Genomic DNA, 17,532 nt, shown 5'->3' on the forward strand with positions numbered 1-17,532 from the left:
AAATTCTCAAACGGGTTTTCTTAATAATAACTTAAAGCAGTTTAGTTATTACAAATATTATCTAATTTTGAAGAAATTAGCTCACTCTTTTGAATACAACATATTCTTTCCAGATTTACAAAAGCGCATCATTACTGCCTTTAGAATGGAACTCGCTCGCAGCAAATAATATTTTTTTGACACGAGAATATCTCGAAGTACTGGAAAATTCATGTCCAGTAAATATGACTTGTCATTTTGTTGGTCTTTTTGAAGAGAAAAAACTAATCGGAATTGCATTAACACAGTTCTTATTTGCAGAAAAACTCGAATCTTTTGGAGAACGCGACAAATGCTTAAAAACTTCGGTGCGTAATTTTGCTTTAAAGAATTTTGCTTCTCACGTTTTATTCGTCGGCAACAATATGCTTACAGGGCAAAATGCCTTTATTTTTGACAAAAGCGCCAAAGAATCAAAAGCCATTAAAACACTTCACAAAGCAATTAATCAGCTTAAAAAAGATTTAAAAGAAAGCGGAAAAAAGGTGCACATCACCAGCATAAAAGATTTTACGGCAAAAGAAATTGAACCGCTTCAGACTGAATTCAAAAATAATTATACGTTTTCCACTCAACCTAATATGATTTTTGAAATCAGTAAAAACTGGAAGACAGAACAAGATTATATTGATGCTTTATCCAAAAAATATCGCGATCAATACAAACGAGCACGAAAAAAATCGGAGGGAATTGTAAAACAGCAAATGTCCCTTTCTGATATTAAACAATATGAAGACGTTATTTACGATTTGTATTTTCATGTTGCTAAAAATGCCCCTTTCAACACTTTTTTTCTAGCTCGCAATCATTTTAGTTTTTTTAAAGAAATAATGGGCGATAATTTTCTTCTGTACGGTTATTTCTTAGATGAAAAACTAATCGGTTTCAATACTTTAATCAAAAATGGTGAAGTAATGGACACGTACTTTTTGGGTTATGACGAAAGCATTCAGCGCGAAAAAATGTTATACTTAAATATGCTCTACGACATGATTGGATATTCTATCAAAAAAGGTTTCAGTGAAATCGTCTTTGCCAGAACTGCTCTTGAAATTAAAAGTTCTGTTGGCGCAAAACCTGTAAAAATGTACGGTCTAATTACACATAGCAACGCTTTAATCAATCACAATATTTCTAGATTTTTTAATTATTTGGAACCCAAAACAGAATGGCAGGAGAGAAATCCATTTAAATAAAAGATGTCGCTCCGTTGGAGCTTATGGCACTTTTGAATCAAACTATTTTCTATAAATATTTCGCTCCCTACGGAGCTTTTTTTTAAGCTCTGGAAAAGCAAAATATTTATAGAAAAAAAATAGCAAAAAGATAAAAAGCTCTGGCGGAGCGATATATCTGGCACACCAAGAATTCTTCAATCAAATCAAGGCACAGCAATTTTCATCTGTTTATGTAAAATATGAATTTCTAATGAAGTCTGCGCTCCGCAATATTCTCCATCAATCTGAAAGTTAACGGGATAATCTGTTTTAATTTCAGCTTTATCCGTTGAGATAATTACAATATCATCAGAATCAATAGGCATATTTCCGGTAATTATTTTTCCAATTAAAAGTAAATCAAGACTTTTTAAAATAACGAGCTCAAACCTTCCATCATTCATTGCACCATTTGGATTGATGATGACGCCTGTTCCGTATTTCTGAGAATTGGCAATTACAATCATTCGCGCTACATGCTCAACTGTTTTATTATTTGCTGAAATTGTTGCCACAAAAGGCTCTTCTGATTCTTTAAGGGTCGTGAAAGCCTGGAGTGCGTATCCCCAAAATCCACGAACATCACTTTGCTCGTAGTTTTTAACCAGATTGGCATTCAAGCCAAGATCACTCAGATGGATACTTTTTTTGCCGTTGATGCAAATCATATCCATTTCGATATAATGATGCAAAAACGCTATTTTAAGGTTCTCCTCTATTCCGTCTGGAAGATTTAAGTCCACCGAAAGCCCGTTTGCAGAACCTGCGGGCAAAATTCCGATTATAACATCATGCTCTTCCATTGCTTCAGCCACCATTTTTATGGTACCATCTCCTCCAGCAACAATAATTCGTTCTGGTTGAAATTCATCGTATAAAGATTGTATGGCTCTTAAATCATTTTTCCCAGTCGTTTCATATACCTCTAAATTAAAATGATTGGTTGCCGCAAACTCTTCTACAGCATCAATTAAATCAGATTTATCCAAATCTCCAGAAATCGGATTTACAACAAACAGAATATTCTTTTTCAAAATTTTATTTTTAAAACCAATTAAATTAAGTAAATTACAGTTACATAAATATACGTAATTAATGAAACCAATTCTACAATTATATCGAGGTTATGCAAATGAGCAAGAGTTAATTGTAATGGGACACGTTTTAAAAAGGGAAAACAAATACAATTTTGAGAAGAGGAAATTAAAAAATGCCACTTCTATCCTTAAATTGTTTAGAATAAAAACCATTAAAAATTTTGATGTTTACCTTCACTACAATAACGAAGTCATTCACACCAAGACATTAGATGATGGCTACTTCAAATTCTGTATCCCATTAGAAAAAGAAACACATTTTGGATGGATGACTTATGAAGTCAGCTTAAAATATCGCCATGAAACCACAACTTGCAAAGGCAGTTTTATAAGACCACATAAAGGAAAACTCGGAATCATATCGGACATAGATGATACTTTTCTGATTTCGCATACGAATAATATCTTTCGAAAAATTTACATTTTATTATTCAAAAACGTCAATGACCGTAAAGTCTTCAATGATGTTGTAGCACATTATCAGGCTCTGAGCCAAGCAGGAAGAAACAATCCGGAAGAAGGGAATGCCTTTTTTTACATCTCCAGCAGCGAATGGAATTTATATCGATTTATTGCCAAATTTACCAGAATTAACAAACTGCCCAAAGCCGTTTTTTTGCTAAAAAATATAAAAAGAGGCATTACCGATTTCTTTATGAGTGGAAGAGGAAATCACGATCATAAATTTGAAAAAATCAAGCATGTTGTCGAGTTCTATCCAACGCTTAAATATGTTTTAATGGGCGATGACTCTCAGCATGACCCAAAACTCTACGAAAGAATCTGCAAAATATTTCCCGTGACTGTAGTTGCTGTTTATATTAGACAAACTGGAAAATCTCAGAAAAAAGAAGTAAAAAAAATCTTGAAGAATTTAGAAAGCTTAAATGTTTCTGTATGCTATTTTAAAGAAAGCAGCAAAGCAATTGAACATTCTCGATCGATTGGAATTATTAAGTAGTTTGTTTCATGTTTCATGTTTCATGTTTCATGTTTTAAGCTGAACTGAGTAAATATTTAACCGCAAAGCACGCTAAGTTCTTTGATCTTTGAAGTTTTAAAAACGCAAAGTTCGCAACGCTATTTATTGATAAAGCTTTGCGAACTTTGTACATTATAAAGTGGAATCTATAAAAAACTTAGCGTGCTTTGCGGTAAAAATTACTCGTCAAGATAGCAACTTGAAACCTTAAACTTGAAACAAAAAAACTAAGCATTAAAACTATCAATCTCTTCTGAAACTACTTCCCAGTCGATTAATAATTGCTCTAAGTCTTGTTTCTTTTTATTGTAAGCCGTAAAAAAGGAAGCATCTTCGATGTGTTTGTCGTAATTGGTTTCTAACATCTTATCGTCGTGCTGGATTTGTTTTTCCAACTGCTGAATCTGACTTTCAATTTTACTTAATTTGTTCTGAAGCGCTTTTCCTTTCTTCTGATCTTCGTAAGATAATTTACTCGCTTCTTTTTCTTTTGGAGCTGGCGTATTTTTCACAACATCTTTTTTCTCTACTTCACGCATATTTTCCAAATTGCGTTGCTCTAAGAAAAAGTTGATATCTCCTAAATATTCTTTAATCTTTTGATCTTTAAATTCGTAAACGATGTTCGACATTCCTTGAAGGAAATCCCTGTCGTGTGAAACCAATAATAAAGTTCCGCCGAATTTTTGAAGCGCCGCTTTTAAAACGTTTTTAGATTTAATATCTAAGTGGTTTGTAGGCTCATCCATCAGCAAAACGTTGATTGGCTGTAACAACAATTTACAAAGAGCCAAACGGTTACGTTCTCCTCCAGAAAGCACTTTTACTTTTTTCTCAACATCATCTCCACGGAATAAAAATGAACCTAACATATCACGAACTTTCATTCGGTTTGTGTCGGTCGCAGCATCTTCCATGGTTTGAAGCAAGGTGATTTCTCCGTCTAAATATTCAGCCTGATTTTGAGCAAAATATCCTAACTGCACATTGTGTCCTAATTTGATATTTCCTTCGTATTCAAATTCGTTTACTAATGCTTTTATAAAAGTAGATTTCCCCTGTCCGTTTTGACCAACAAAGGCAATTTTACTTCCTCTTTCTACCAATAAACTAATATTTTTTAGAATCGTTTTGTCTCCATAAGCTTTTGTTACATGTTCAGCCTCAATAACTACTTTTCCTGGCTCTTTAGAAACTGGAAAAGAGATATTCATAACAGAATTATCGTCTTCGTCAACTTCGATTCTTTCTACTTTATCTAATTTTTTAATCAGCGATTGCGCCATTGAAGCTTTTGAAGCTTTTGCACGGAATTTCTCGATTAATTTTTCAGTTTCTTCAATCTTTTTCTGCTGATTTTTTTGCGTCGCTAATTGCTTTTCACGAATTTCATGACGCAATTCTAAATATTGAGAATACGGTTTATTGAAATCGTATGCTTTCCCTAGCGAGATTTCGATTGTTCTATTGGTTACATTATCCAAAAACATTTTATCGTGAGAAACGATTACCACAACTCCAGGATAATTGCGAAGGAAATTCTCTAACCAAATGATACTTTCTATATCTAAGTGGTTGGTTGGCTCATCCAGAAGTAAGACATCATTCGATTGCAATAAAAGTTTTGCCAACTCAATACGCATTCTCCATCCGCCAGAAAAAGTTTCGGTTTGGTTATTAAAAACTTCTCTTTTAAAACCTAAGCCTAAAAGGATTTTTTCTGTATCACCCACATAATTATATCCTCCAAGAAGATCAAAACGATGCGTATAATCAGACAAATCTTCTATAATCTTAGCATACTCTTCGCTTTCATAATCGGTTCTAGTCACCAACTGGTGATTGATTTCTTCGAGTTTTTTCTCAACAACTTTAATTTCTGTAAAAGCTTCGTATGCTTCTTCCAAAACAGTTCTTCCCTGTTCAAAATCAATATCCTGACGCAAGAATCCCATTTTGATATCTTTCTCTTGAGAGATTACTCCCGAATCAGGTTTAAAATCGCCTGCTAGCATTTTTAGCATTGTAGATTTACCTGCTCCGTTTTTACCAACAAGACCTACGCGGTCGCCAGCACCCAAACGAAAAGTAACTTCTTCAAATAAATAGGTTCCTCCAAAAGAAACGGAAAGATTGTGTATATTAAGCATAATGTATTGCTGTAAATGTAAAGGCTAGAAAACCTTTATTATTCATTAAATAAATAAATTGCAAACAAGCTAATTATCGTGTTACAATTTTGAAAGTGCAAAAGTATAACATTTAATTGAAGTTTTTATACTGTAAAACAATAGCTTTTATAAAAATCAAAAACTTAAAACCTTATTTAATTCTGAACTTTTCTTCTTAAATTAAATCGAAAATTAGTGGATTAAAAAATATACTTTTAAATCCCATTTATAAAAAAAAGAAATATTGTAGCAGTAAACATTATACTCGAATCAAATCAAAATAAGCTGTAAGTTTTTATCCTAATTAAATAGCTTAAAGCCTGAAAATACCGTATATTTGCTTTTAAATAATTACTCCCATTCACACGGTATCCAAATACAATCGAGGTGAATTAAAGACTATAAAATTTACTTAAAATGTTCAAAAGAGGCTCCAAACTAAACAGCATAATAACGGGAAGTTGTCCAAAATGCCAAAAAGAAAGCATGTATGAAGACAAAAATCCGCTTCATTTGAGTAAAGTTCTCAAAATGAACGATCATTGCAGCCACTGCGGATTTAAATACCAGATTGAACCTTCATTCTTTTATGGCGCGATGTATGTGAGTTATGCTTTAAACGTAGCCGTAGGTGTTGCTGCCTTTATTGTTTCATTTGTATTTTTTAACACCACAATCGAACAGTCATTTTTAGCAATAATTATAACGTTGGTTATTTTATTCCCATTCGTTTTGCGTCTTTCAAGAAACTTATATATCAATATGTTTGTTTCTTACGATCCTAAGGCTGGCCAAAAGTAAGGCCTTTCAAATATCTTTTATGAAATCGTTTAATGTCAGCTTCTTTATCTAGCGGAACATTATTTTCGATATGATCATATAGCGCTTTCGCCATTGCTGGACCAAGCATAACACCACGAGTTCCTAATCCGTTAAGAATATGCAGAGATTTATGCTCTTCATGCGTTCCAATCAAAGGTCTTCGGTCTGCAACTGTTGGACGGACTCCAGCAAAGTGTTTTACTATTTCGAAGTCGCAAGTAATGATTTCTCTTATACGCTCTAAAAGCTCCTGTCTGCCTTCTTCCGTTGGTTCGGAAGTTTTATCATGCCAATTGTAAGTTGCTCCAACTTTGAACAAATTATTTCCAAGAGGCAAGATAAAAACACTGGTATTTACAATTATATCAAGATTTAAATCTGGCGCTTTTATGATAAACAACTCTCCTTTTGTTCCGTCTAGTGGGAGATAATTAAAAAATGGATTTTTATGCATTCCGAAACCTTCAGCAAAAATAATATGGCGAGCCTCAATGTTTTTATATTGAATTCCTGAGTCTAGAAATTCTATAGCACCAAAATCAAAAGATTCATCTCTCAATAAATCATTCTGAAGTAAATATTTTTGGTAATTATCCAACAACAAAGCTGTATCAACATAACCAGTATGCAAAACCTCTCCATAATCGTATGGAGAATCAATGCTGTTATATTTTTTTGAAATTAATTTAGTCGACAAAAAAGGAGCTAAATTAATTTTATCTGAAGCTGCAAACCAATTATTCTGTTCTTCAATAGAAAAGAACTTTCTTAAAACAGGCATTTTAAAGTTGAATTTCTCTTTTAGTTTTTCTTCAACTTTATCATAAAACTCGTTCATCAATACGAGCTGTTCTTTTGCATTCCACACCTCACTGAAACGTTTTAAAATTACAGGATTGTACAAACCGCCGGCAACTCTCGAAGAATTCTGAGATTTGTCATCTAAAAGTAAAATTGATTTGTTATTCTTAAGGGCGACTTCGGCAAAAGAAATTCCAGCCAATCCAGATCCGACAATTAAATAATCAAGCATTGTGAAGTATAGATAAAATAAAAAAACTCTTACTACAAAGGTAGCAAGAGTTTTTCTTATAATGAGTTTATAAACTTAGTAATTCCACATATCTTCTTCAAAATTACGAATCTTCTCTTTTACTCTTTCTGATTCTAATAATTGACTTTGCGCATTATCTTTAATATAATCTTTGATTTCGCGGTCGCCATAAACATTCTCTTCCTTATATATTACAGAATTGAAACGTCTTGAATTTAAAATCTGATCAAATGAAATAGGCAGGGCTGAATTTTTATCATTAAAAGCTTTTCCTTCATGTAGGACTTCACGTGCATTAGGGAAGAAAACCCAAAACAACTCTATATAATCCTTTTCATCACTATTCATCGTATAAACATCAGGAGTTACTGGGCAAATTCCAAGAAGACGGTATTTTAAATCGCTTTGTCTTTTATCAAAATACCAAAATCCCTTAATCTTATACTGACTCACATCGGCAGCTGTAAGATCTTGTTTCAAAATATATTCAGCAGGAACTGTTCTTGTAGGCCCAACTGTTTGATCAACATAAGTAACTTTTTTATTCTTTCCTGTACCTGTAACCACTTTTTTCTTAACAACACGTGTTCTATAATCATCAGGATATTGATTGATAAGCTCACGCCCAGCATCTGTGGTATCAACACGAGATAACGCCCCTTGAATATCTTTTAAAGTCTTCTTTGTATTAAAATAACTATCTGTATAAACCTCTGTTATTCTACCGCTTCTGATTCCTTTAGTTAAAACATCATAAAGGGATCTCCTATCTGGACCTATATTGGCTGTATCAACTGGAAAGTATAATGGGAAATTTATTTTTTCATTTAAATCGATTATTTCCCAAACCATTTTTCCCATCAAAACATCTCTATCATCAACATAACCATAAGCTAGAGGTTTATCGTTATCCGATATCATTTGAGCTGGCGTCTTAATTCCGATCTGATCGGCGGTTTTGGCATTAAGCAAATTAGATTGAGCATAAGAAGACAAACTTCCGAAAACAGCAACAATAGCAACTAATAAATTTCTTACTTTCATCATGATAATTTTTACAGAACATTAAACGAAATTTTATTACAAATATTGTTATTTTTCTTACATAATCAAAAAGAAATTAAATATTAATCTACATCATATCGTTTCTAACTTTTTGACATAAAAAAAACTCTTACTACAAATGTAGTAAGAGTTTTTTAATTATTATACTATGTATCAACTTAGTAGTTCCACATATCTTGTTCGAAATTGCGAATTTTCTCTTTCACTCTTTCAGATTCCAACAACTGATTTTGAGCGTTGTCTTTCATGTAATCACTAATTGCTCTGTCTCCGTAAAGGTTTTCCTCTTTGTAAACAACAGCATTAAAGCGTCTTGAATTTAAAATCTGATCAAATGAGATTGGAAGAGCTGAATTGTTGTCATTGAAAGCTTTTGCCTCATGCAGCGCTTCTCTGGCATTTGGGAAGAATACCCAAAACAATTCAATATAATCCTTTTCATCACTATTCATTGTATAAACGTCTGGAGTTACTGGGCAAATTCCTAGTAAACGATATTTCAATTCACTTTGACGTTTATCAAAATACCAGTATCCTTTAATTTTATACTGACTAACATCAGCGGCAGTAAGATCTTGTTTCAAGATGTATTCAGCAGGAACCGTTCTTGTTGGCCCAACTGTTTCTTCTACGTAAGAAACCGATTTGTTTTTACCTTTACCAGAAACTACTTTTTTCTTCACAACGCGTGATTTGTAGTCATCAGGGTATTGGTTAATTAACTCTCTACCTGCATCAGTTGTATCAATACGAGATAAAGATCCTTCGATGTCCTTCATAGATTTTTTAGTGTTAAAATAACTGTCAGTATAAACCTCAGTAATTTTTCCACCTTTAATAGCTTTAGTTAAAACGTCATAAAGAGAACGTCTGTTAGGACCAATATTAGCTGTATCTACTGGAAAATATAATGGAAAGTTGATTTTTTCATTCAAATCAATGATTTCCCATGTTGTTTTCCCCATCAAGATATCTCTATCATCTACATAACCATAAGCCAAAGGCTTATCATTGTCAGATATCAATTGAGCAGGAGTTTTAAGTCCAATCTGAGCAGGAGTCTTTGCATTTAGCAAATTAGATTGCGCATTAGAAGCAAAACCTCCAGCGATAGAAACAATAGCTATTAAAAAATTTCTTACTTTCATCGTGGTATCGTTATAAGATATTGAATGTAGTTTACACTACTTTATTATTGTATTTCGTAAATTACAGGAGCAGTTCTTGGCAATAAATAACTACCAGCTCCAACAAGTTTAGTTTTAATTTCAGAAATAGTAACTTGGTCTCCTTTACCTGCTCTTGAAAGTACTTGTTTACATTGTGCATTCATTTTGTTTCCTGTAACAACAACTGTAGGCTGTCCAGCAATTTTCATATTGAATCCAACAACGTCTAAACCAACTTCAAAATCAAAATCAAGAAGTTTAGCTCCAATAGTAGCAATCTCTAAGTTAGATTTAGGACCTTTAACAACTCCCATCTCACCTCTAATTGTTCCTGTTGGACCAGGAATACCTTTAATTCTGAATGTTTTCTTATCAATTACTTTGTCACCGTTTGGCAAAGTACCAGTTACAGAAATTGTAGTTTCAGTACCTTGACCTGGGCTCATGTTATATTTTCCTGGTTTTCCAGCAGAAGATAAACCTGGAGCACTTGCAACAATTTTGTTAGCATCAACACCAGCGAAAGATACAGAGATTGGGTTAACAACACCTCTATATACTACGTTCATTTTGTCTGCAGAAATTGTAGCTGCGTTTGGTCTTGGAACAACAACATATTTACCAGAGAATTTTAATGGAATATTTTTTCCATCCTCTAAGAAAGTAAATTGTCCATTGATGTCTTGTTCTCCAACTCCACCTGCAGTTAAAGAGATAACAGCTTGTCCGTTAACAATTTGTCCAGGACCTTGGAAAGAAGTTGGTTTAGTGTTTTCGTCATAACGACCTAAAACAACTTTACCTGTAACTTTTTCTCCTTGGAAATAAGCATTTTTATCTAAAACAACGATTGCTTGGTAGTTGCTGTAAGAAGCAGCAGCAACTGCAGCTTTACCTAAAGCACTATTGTAAACGTCAGTTTCTACTTTTTTAACGTCATTCTGCCAAGCTGAAAGTTTCGCAGCTGTAGCAATTGCAGGGAATCCTTTAAAGTGGTACGCTAGGTATTTCTCTTTAATTCCCTCTTTGTTTTTAACATCAGAAACATCAAATTTCTTTTCAACCTCAGCGATAATTGCTGCGTATTTTTTGTCTGTTCCTAAAGCAGCTTTAATATCAGCTTTATATTTTTCGATTTTAGAAATAATTTCGTTACCTTTTTTAGTGTAACCGTCTCCTGTAAACCAGTCGTCGATATTATCTCCTCTATCCATAGACTCATAAGGCATTTTTCCTGTTTCCTTATCAACTTCGAAACCTTTAACTGCCTGAGCTTTTAGAGTAGCTATATAATCATAAAAATCTTTTGTAATTGTTTCAACTTTGTGAGCTGTAACTGCAGCAATAGCAAATTCTCCTTTTGCCTCAGCAGCTTTTTGATCTAAAGAGCTTAATAAACTAGCATTTGACTCTGTAGAACTAGTGTTTGCACCTTCGAATTTTTCATTCATCAAACCAAAAGCAGAAATAACTTCTTTTGATACGTTCATTGCTAACATTGCGATGAAAACCAGGTACATCAGGTTAATCATCTTCTGTCTAGGGGTTAATTTTCCTCCTGCCATTTTTCTTTAATTAGTTCTTATTAATAAATTTAATATTTAGTTAAAAACTAATTATCCTTTGTTACTCATTGCAGAAAGCATACCACCATAAACGCTGTTTAAAGAAGCGATGTTTGCAGTCATAGAAGCCATTTGCTCTTTTAATTTAGAAGCATTTTCAGCGATTTCTTTGTTAGCTTCAGCGTTTCTAGAAGCACTTTCTAATTGTACTTTATATAAACTGTTTAATGATTCCATTTGAGCAGCAGCAACAGATAATTCTTCTGAATATTTCTTTTGTCCCGCGATTGAATCTACAGTTGGAGCAATTCCTTTAGCAGCAGATTCGAAGTTTTTGATGCTGTTTCCTAAACTTGACATTAATTCACCGTCAATTTTAGCTTCTTTTAATAATGTGTCTAATTTTTGAGATAATAATCCTTGAGCGTCAGTTGGAGTTTCAGCTTTAGCTTTTTTCTCTCTAGCTTGTCCATTAGCTAATTCTGGGTAAACTAGAGTCCAATCTAGTTCTTCTTCAACTGGTTCGAAAGCAGAAAGCGCAAAAATTAACGCCTCAGTCACCAATCCTACTGAAAGCATAACTGTACCTGTTAATGGTCCAATTTCAAAGTGAGTAATTTTGAATAAAGCTCCAACGATTACCACTGCCGCTCCCATACCATAAGCGAAATTCATTGCTTTTTTACTTAATAATGCCATAATACTTTTTTTTTAGGTTTAAAATAGATTTGTTGGATATTGAATTAATTTAAATTTACTTTTTTCTGTTTCCTGTAACTTGAGTACCCATGTAATCTTGTACAGTTCTGAATCCGATGTAGCTTCTTGCTGAATCAGCATATTCGTGGTCACGAGTACTTACCTGTAGGAAATAAGCAACGTCTTTCCAAGAACCTCCACGAACCACTTTTCTTTGGTTTTTACCGTCTATAACGTTTGGATTCATTGTTGATACATATTCGTAAGCGTTTGGATTGTATGCAGAATCTGTCCACTCAGAAACGTTTCCTGCCATGTTGTATAATCCGTAACCGTTTACATCGTATGATTTAGCTTCAACTGTATAAAGCGCTTCGTCAGCAGCATAATCTCCTCTACTTGGTTTGAAGTTTGCTAAGAAACAACCTCTATCACTCTTAGTATAAGGACCTCCCCATGGGTAAGTTGCAGACTCCAGACCTCCTCTAGCTGCATACTCCCATTCTGCTTCAGTAGGTAATCTGAAAGCATTTACTAAGTCACGTCCTTTTTTCTTAGATTTAATGTAGCTGTTTTTGTTTAAAGTTCTCCAAGCACAGAATGCTTTAGCTTGTTTCCAAGTTACACCCACTACTGGATAATCTCCATAAGCCTTGTGCCAGAAGTAATCATTATGCATTGGCTCATTATATGAATAAGCGAAATCTTTAATCCAAACTGCAGTATCAGGGTAAACATTTACCTGCTCAGTTTTTACGAAGTCACTTCTTTTTCCAACTTTTGCTTTTGCAGCAGCTTGAATATCCATCCAAGAATAACGGAATTTCAATTTATTTACGTCAATTGTTCTTAAACCATTGTATGATTCTTCAATTGGCAAATACATAGAATCCATTACTTCAGCGTAATACTCATCTGGATATGCTTTTGTATCTTTAATTAACTTAACTTTTCTGTTTAATTTTCTTCCAGCATATGGATCATCTTTTGTACCAACACTATAATAGTTGTCGTACATGTATTTGTCATAAGCTGTCATTTTTTCTGGATCAGAATCATTAAAAGCGTAATCAGCAATGCTTCCGCCTTTTTTACCTTTTCCATCAGTAGCTTTTTGCCCGGTTTCGTCAGCTAAAATTGCTAAACGAACTCTCATTGTAGAGTCTTTTACCCACTCCACAAATTGACGATACTCACTATTTGTAATCTCAGTTTCATCCATATAAAACGAACGAACGGTTACAGTTTTAGTTGGAGCATCTTCTACGTTAGCTAAATCAGCATCTGATTTACCCATAATAAAAGATCCACCCGGAACTAATGTCATTCCATAAGGCTTCTCGGGATGCCATTTCCCTCCTGTAACACCAACTAATTCACCTTTGTCACCAGACTTACCACAGCCGATTACTAGTGTTAACATTGCTGCAAATGCAATAAACTTCTTCATATAAATTTGGGATTATCTATTCATTATTAAAAGTCCGTAAACGTATTTATTATTTATCTAAAAAACAATACTACTTGCGAATTTATTTTACCGTTCAAAAATAATGTTAAATAAAATAAAAAAAAAATATTTTATCGATAAACTGCTTTAAAAAATCGATGTAAAACGTTAATTTTTATGTATTATACATATTTTCTTACTAATTAATTTTAACTTTTTTTTACAAGTTTTAAAAATTTAAGATTTCACTTAAATTTTTGATCTATAAAGCATTTTTTCTTTGCGCTTTCCACCATCTTTCTGGCAATTCTTGATTGCAAGCCGACAAATATTCCTCGTAAGAACAAGGTAATAACGTATTTCTTTTCAATTTATTGCTGCCATTTGATTCATATGGAATTTCGATCCACCAACGGTCTGTTTTATCACTTTTATAGAATATCAATTCTTCATCATCCAACGGAACAATATACTTTAAATAGTTTGCTCTACTTCCAAATGGATATTCTTTTGATCGATAGTGATAGCCTTCAATAAAATACCATACAATCTGAGCAATAATAACCGATTCAGCAAGTGTGCTATTATGATTAAATACTCCAAAAGCAGAAACTTTATCACTAATTCCTGCATATCTAGACAAAGCACAAATTTCTTTTCCGTTAAATCCGTTTGGCTCAAAAGTCACCATATTACCTGAAGCAGAAGACTTTACAGAATTTAAATCTATACTAACCAAGTCTGCATCTCTGAAAACCGGCTCTGCCAATGTAATTTTATTTGAAATCTCACCTAAACGATAAGCATCAAAAAACAGCTTCTCAATCAGATCGATTTCTTCTTGCGAATTATAATAGGTTTGATATCCTATATTACAGTAATTGAAAAGATTATTTGGCTCATCAATAATAATTTTTGTAAGATACGAATTAGCCGAAACTGACTCATTTTCTTTACCAAAATCAAATTTATTATCAACGGCAACCAAATTTACCATCTGCTCTAAGTCATCGTAAGCACGATATAAAGCATAGGTCAAATCCTGAGAACCTCCTAGAACTATAGGAATGACTTTATTCTTGATTAATGTAGAAGTAACTTTCTTTAATGCAAAATAAGTATCCTCTACAGAATCGCCCGCAAGTATATCTCCCAAGTCTGCAATTGACGCATCCCAATTTCCTGGAAACATACTATAAAGCTTTTTACGTACAGCAGAAAGATTAACTTCATTAATCATATTGATGTTTGTACGGTCTTCCAACACACCAATTATAGCAATACTAATCTGCGCAATATCAGGAAACTGATCTTGGGTATGAAAAACAACTTTACTTCCAAGCTCTTGTGAAGACAGTCCTCCGACGAATCTTATAATTCCATCATTAACTGGTTCTAGAAAATCAAATTCCATTTATATACTTATTTCTTTTTAGCAGCTGTTTTTTTAGCTGGAGCTTTTTTAGCCGTTGTTGTTTTAGCTGCAGTTTTCTTTGCAGGCGCTTTTTTAGCAGGCGTTTTAGCCGCAATCATTTCTTGAACTTGTGCCAATGTTAATTTTGTCGCATCAACATCTTTTCCTAATTCAATTTTTATTTTTCCTTTTAGAATTACAGAGCGTCCCCAACGGGCTTTTTCTACTACAATTCCTTCTTCTTCCCAGTTATGAATAACTTTATCGATGTTTTTCTGAAGTTTTTCTTCAATTAACTCCTCAACGTCTGCTTGAGAAAGATTATCAAAATTGTATTTTTTGTTTACGTTTACAAAAAGACCGTTCCATTTAATAAATGGTCCAAAACGCCCCACTCCTTTTTGAACAGCTTCTCCTTTATAAACTGCAATTGGCGCATCAGCAAGTGCTTTTTCGTCAATCAATTCTTGAGCTCTTTCTTTCGAAACATTAAGTGGATCTTCACCTTTAGGCAACGAAATAAAAACATTTCCATGGCGAACATAAGGTCCGTAACGGCCATTGTTTACTTCAACTTCTTCTCCTTTATATTCTCCTAAACTTTTTGGAAGCAAGAATAAATTTAATGCTTCTTCAAGTGTAATGTTTCCTATATTTTGGTCTGCCATCAAGCTGGCAAACTTTTTATCTTCATCATCTGCTTCTCCAATTTGAGCCATTGGCCCAAATTTTCCTAAACGAACAGAAACTTGTCTTCCGTCTGCATCTTTTCCTAAGATTCTTTCACCGCTTTCGCGCTCAGCATTTGCCTCAACTTCTTTTACATTTGGATGAAACTGATTGTAAAAGTCCTGCATCATTTTTGCCCAGTCAATATTTCCTTCGGCAATTTCGTCGAAATCCTGCTCTACTTTTGCAGTGAAATTATAATCTAAAATGTTTCCGAAATTCTTTACCAAGAAATCAGTCACAATAGTTCCGATATCTGTTGGAACTAGTTTTCCTTTATCAGAACCTGTATTTTCTTTTAGAACTTTTTCTCCTACTTTATTATTCTGTAAAGTAAGCTGTGTATAATTACGCTCAACACCTTCAAGAGTTCCTTTTTCAACATAATTTCTATTGATAATTGTTGAAATGGTTGGCGCATAAGTAGAAGGACGGCCAATTCCAAGTTCTTCTAATTTTTTAACCAAAGACGCTTCCGTATAACGTGCAGGCGGTCTTGAATATCGTTCTGTAGCAGTAATATAATTGTTAGCCAGTTTTTCGTTCACTTTTAAGGCTGGGAGCATTCCTTCTTGCTCTTCCTCATCATCATCATGGCCTTCTAAGTACACTTTTAAGAAACCTTCAAAAAGCAATACTTCTCCAGAAGCTGTAAAAACTTCATCATGATTATCAGCTTCAATCTTCACATTTGTTCTTTCAAGCTGTGCATCGCTCATTTGCGAAGCCAAAGTTCTTTTCCAGATCAAATCGTATAAACGAGCTTGGTCACGGTCGATATTTACTGTATGACGAGACATATCTGTTGGACGAATTGCTTCGTGCGCTTCTTGAGCTCCTTTGTTTTTATTGGCAAAAACTCTCGGTTTAGAAAATTCTTTTCCGTAAGATTTGATGATTTCTGCCTGTGCTGCATCCATTGCTTCTTTAGAAAGATTCACAGAATCGGTTCTCATATAAGTAATAAGCCCCGCTTCGTAAAGACGCTGTGCCAACTGCATGGTAATTCCAACCGGCAAATACAATTTTCTCGCAGCTTCCTGTTGAAGTGTCGAAGTTGTAAAAGGTGCTGTTGGAGATTTTTTGGTAGGTTTAGTTTCTAAATCGGCTACCTTATATTTAGAACCGATGTTTTGATTTAAGAAATCTTCGGCCTCTTTTTTAGTATTAAAGTTTTTTGGAAGTTTTGCTTTGAAAGCTTTTCCTGCTTCGTTTACAAATTCTGCAACAATTGAATAAGTTGCAACTGCATTAAAGCTTTGTATTTCGCGTTCTCTTTCAACAATCAAACGTACAGAAACTGATTGTACACGACCTGCTGAAAGTCCGCCTTTGATTTTTCTCCATAAAACTGGAGATAATTCGTAACCTACTAAACGATCCAAAACACGGCGTGCTTGCTGTGCATTTACTAAGTTATAATCAATTTCTCTAGGATTATCGATTGCTTTAAGAATCGCAGATTTTGTTATCTCATGAAAAACAATACGTTTAGTCTTTTTTGTATCCAACTTTAGTTCTTCCGCCAAGTGCCATGAAATAGCCTCTCCCTCGCGGTCCTCATCGGATGCTAACCAAACCGTTTCGGCATTCTTAGAAAGTGATTTTAGTTTCGTTACCAAGGCTTTTTTATCGGGAGAAACTTCATATTTAGGTTTAAAACCATTTTCTACATCTACTCCTATTTCCTTTGATGGTAAGTCGGCTATGTGACCATAACTTGACTCCACCTGAAAATCACTCCCAAGAAATTTCTCGATCGTTTTCGCCTTTGCAGGTGACTCCACTATTACTAAATTCTTTGCCATTGCTCTATTTTTCTGCAACAAAAGTATTTATTTTTTTTAAATATTAACCTTACGATTGAATTTTTGAAGTATTTTGATATTATGAAACTTAAAATTGCAGATTTATCTGTAATAATCTCGATTATATATATAGGTATAACTTTTAGTGATTTCTGACCGAGAAATTCCTTTATTTAATATTAAAGATTTTAGATTTCAGATTTTTTCCCATAGAAATTAAATTAACAAAACACCCCACAATCTAAATCTAA

13 protein-coding genes are annotated in these 17,532 nt (G+C 33.7%); 3 read left to right on the forward strand and 10 right to left on the reverse strand.

All coding sequences use genetic code 11. The features are described 5' to 3' along the window. Positions 1-89 precede the first annotated feature (89 nt). Positions 90-1,235 (forward strand): GNAT family protein, encoded by a 1,146-nt coding sequence (locus tag BB050_RS03710; RefSeq protein WP_066032659.1) that lies wholly within the window; start codon positions 90-92, stop codon positions 1,233-1,235. 185 nt (positions 1,236-1,420) lie between these two features. Here the strand turns inward: BB050_RS03710 and BB050_RS03715 are convergent, their stop codons facing one another. After that, entirely contained in the window at positions 1,421-2,290 is an 870-nt protein-coding gene (locus BB050_RS03715; protein ID WP_066032660.1) for a diacylglycerol/lipid kinase family protein, read from the reverse strand. Positions 2,291-2,351: 61 nt separating this feature from the next. On the opposite strand from BB050_RS03715, the gene BB050_RS03720 reads away from it, so the two are divergent. Beyond that, positions 2,352-3,314, forward strand: coding sequence for an App1 family protein (locus BB050_RS03720; RefSeq protein ID WP_066032661.1), 963 nt, complete (start codon positions 2,352-2,354; stop codon positions 3,312-3,314). Positions 3,315-3,562: 248 nt separating this feature from the next. Here the strand turns inward: BB050_RS03720 and BB050_RS03725 are convergent, their stop codons facing one another. Beyond that, on the reverse strand, positions 3,563-5,485 hold the full coding sequence (locus BB050_RS03725) for an ABC-F family ATP-binding cassette domain-containing protein (RefSeq protein ID WP_066032662.1): 1,923 nt from the start codon (positions 5,483-5,485) through the stop codon (positions 3,563-3,565). Between the two features lie 438 nt (positions 5,486-5,923). Between BB050_RS03725 and BB050_RS03730 the strand changes: the two genes are divergently transcribed. Further along, positions 5,924-6,307, forward strand: a complete 384-nt coding sequence (locus BB050_RS03730; protein ID WP_066032663.1) for a DUF983 domain-containing protein — start codon at positions 5,924-5,926, stop codon at positions 6,305-6,307. On the opposite strand, the gene BB050_RS03735 is transcribed toward BB050_RS03730, so the two are convergent. The 8 genes from BB050_RS03735 to topA form a co-directional block, all read right to left on the reverse strand. After that, a complete protein-coding gene (locus BB050_RS03735; protein ID WP_066032664.1) occupies positions 6,288-7,361 on the reverse strand; it encodes an NAD(P)/FAD-dependent oxidoreductase in 1,074 nt (357 codons plus the stop codon). The genes BB050_RS03730 and BB050_RS03735 overlap by 20 nt on opposite strands. A gap of 75 nt (positions 7,362-7,436) precedes the next feature. Next, positions 7,437-8,426, reverse strand: coding sequence for a type IX secretion system ring subunit PorN/GldN (gene porN / locus BB050_RS03740; RefSeq protein ID WP_066035095.1), 990 nt, complete (start codon positions 8,424-8,426; stop codon positions 7,437-7,439). A gap of 179 nt (positions 8,427-8,605) precedes the next feature. After that, a complete protein-coding gene (gene porN / locus BB050_RS03745) occupies positions 8,606-9,595 on the reverse strand; it encodes a type IX secretion system ring subunit PorN/GldN (protein WP_008467088.1) in 990 nt (329 codons plus the stop codon). 44 nt (positions 9,596-9,639) lie between these two features. Further along, positions 9,640-11,181 carry a type IX secretion system motor protein PorM/GldM gene (porM, locus tag BB050_RS03750; RefSeq protein WP_066032665.1) on the reverse strand — a complete coding sequence of 514 codons (1,542 nt, stop codon included), beginning with the start codon at positions 11,179-11,181 and terminating at the stop codon, positions 9,640-9,642. A gap of 51 nt (positions 11,182-11,232) precedes the next feature. Next, positions 11,233-11,880, reverse strand: a complete 648-nt coding sequence (gene porL, locus BB050_RS03755; RefSeq protein ID WP_008467092.1) for a type IX secretion system motor protein PorL/GldL — start codon at positions 11,878-11,880, stop codon at positions 11,233-11,235. Between the two features lie 55 nt (positions 11,881-11,935). Then, positions 11,936-13,330: a T9SS ring complex lipoprotein PorK/GldK gene (gene porK, locus BB050_RS03760; protein WP_008467094.1), complete on the reverse strand. Its 1,395-nt coding sequence runs from the start codon at positions 13,328-13,330 to the stop codon at positions 11,936-11,938. A gap of 262 nt (positions 13,331-13,592) precedes the next feature. Next, the gene (locus BB050_RS03765) at positions 13,593-14,744 is read right to left on the reverse strand and encodes a formimidoylglutamase (RefSeq protein ID WP_066032666.1); all 1,152 of its coding nucleotides are present in this window, start codon (positions 14,742-14,744) and stop codon (positions 13,593-13,595) included. A gap of 8 nt (positions 14,745-14,752) precedes the next feature. Continuing rightward, positions 14,753-17,281 carry a type I DNA topoisomerase gene (gene topA / locus BB050_RS03770; RefSeq protein ID WP_066032667.1) on the reverse strand — a complete coding sequence of 843 codons (2,529 nt, stop codon included), beginning with the start codon at positions 17,279-17,281 and terminating at the stop codon, positions 14,753-14,755. Positions 17,282-17,532 lie beyond the last annotated feature (251 nt).

The organism is Flavobacterium anhuiense, from assembly GCF_001705175.1.
GTDB classification, from domain to species: domain Bacteria; phylum Bacteroidota; class Bacteroidia; order Flavobacteriales; family Flavobacteriaceae; genus Flavobacterium; species Flavobacterium anhuiense.

Bases quoted from the DNA above. Each gene is read 5' to 3' on its own strand.
- porN (WP_008467088.1), bottom strand. From the start codon at position 9,595: ATGAAAGTAAGAAATTTTTTAATAGCTATTGTTTCTATCGCTGGAGGT.
- topA (WP_066032667.1), bottom strand. From the start codon at position 17,281: ATGGCAAAGAATTTAGTAATAGTGGAGTCACCTGCAAAGGCGAAAACG.
- BB050_RS03725 (WP_066032662.1), bottom strand. From the start codon at position 5,485: ATGCTTAATATACACAATCTTTCCGTTTCTTTTGGAGGAACCTATTTA.
- porM (WP_066032665.1), bottom strand. From the start codon at position 11,181: ATGGCAGGAGGAAAATTAACCCCTAGACAGAAGATGATTAACCTGATG.
- porL (WP_008467092.1), bottom strand. From the start codon at position 11,880: ATGGCATTATTAAGTAAAAAAGCAATGAATTTCGCTTATGGTATGGGA.
- BB050_RS03730 (WP_066032663.1), top strand. From the start codon at position 5,924: ATGTTCAAAAGAGGCTCCAAACTAAACAGCATAATAACGGGAAGTTGT.
- BB050_RS03735 (WP_066032664.1), bottom strand. From the start codon at position 7,361: ATGCTTGATTATTTAATTGTCGGATCTGGATTGGCTGGAATTTCTTTT.
- porK (WP_008467094.1), bottom strand. From the start codon at position 13,330: ATGAAGAAGTTTATTGCATTTGCAGCAATGTTAACACTAGTAATCGGC.
- porN (WP_066035095.1), bottom strand. From the start codon at position 8,426: ATGAAAGTAAGAAATTTATTAGTTGCTATTGTTGCTGTTTTCGGAAGT.
- BB050_RS03720 (WP_066032661.1), top strand. From the start codon at position 2,352: ATGAAACCAATTCTACAATTATATCGAGGTTATGCAAATGAGCAAGAG.
- BB050_RS03765 (WP_066032666.1), bottom strand. From the start codon at position 14,744: ATGGAATTTGATTTTCTAGAACCAGTTAATGATGGAATTATAAGATTC.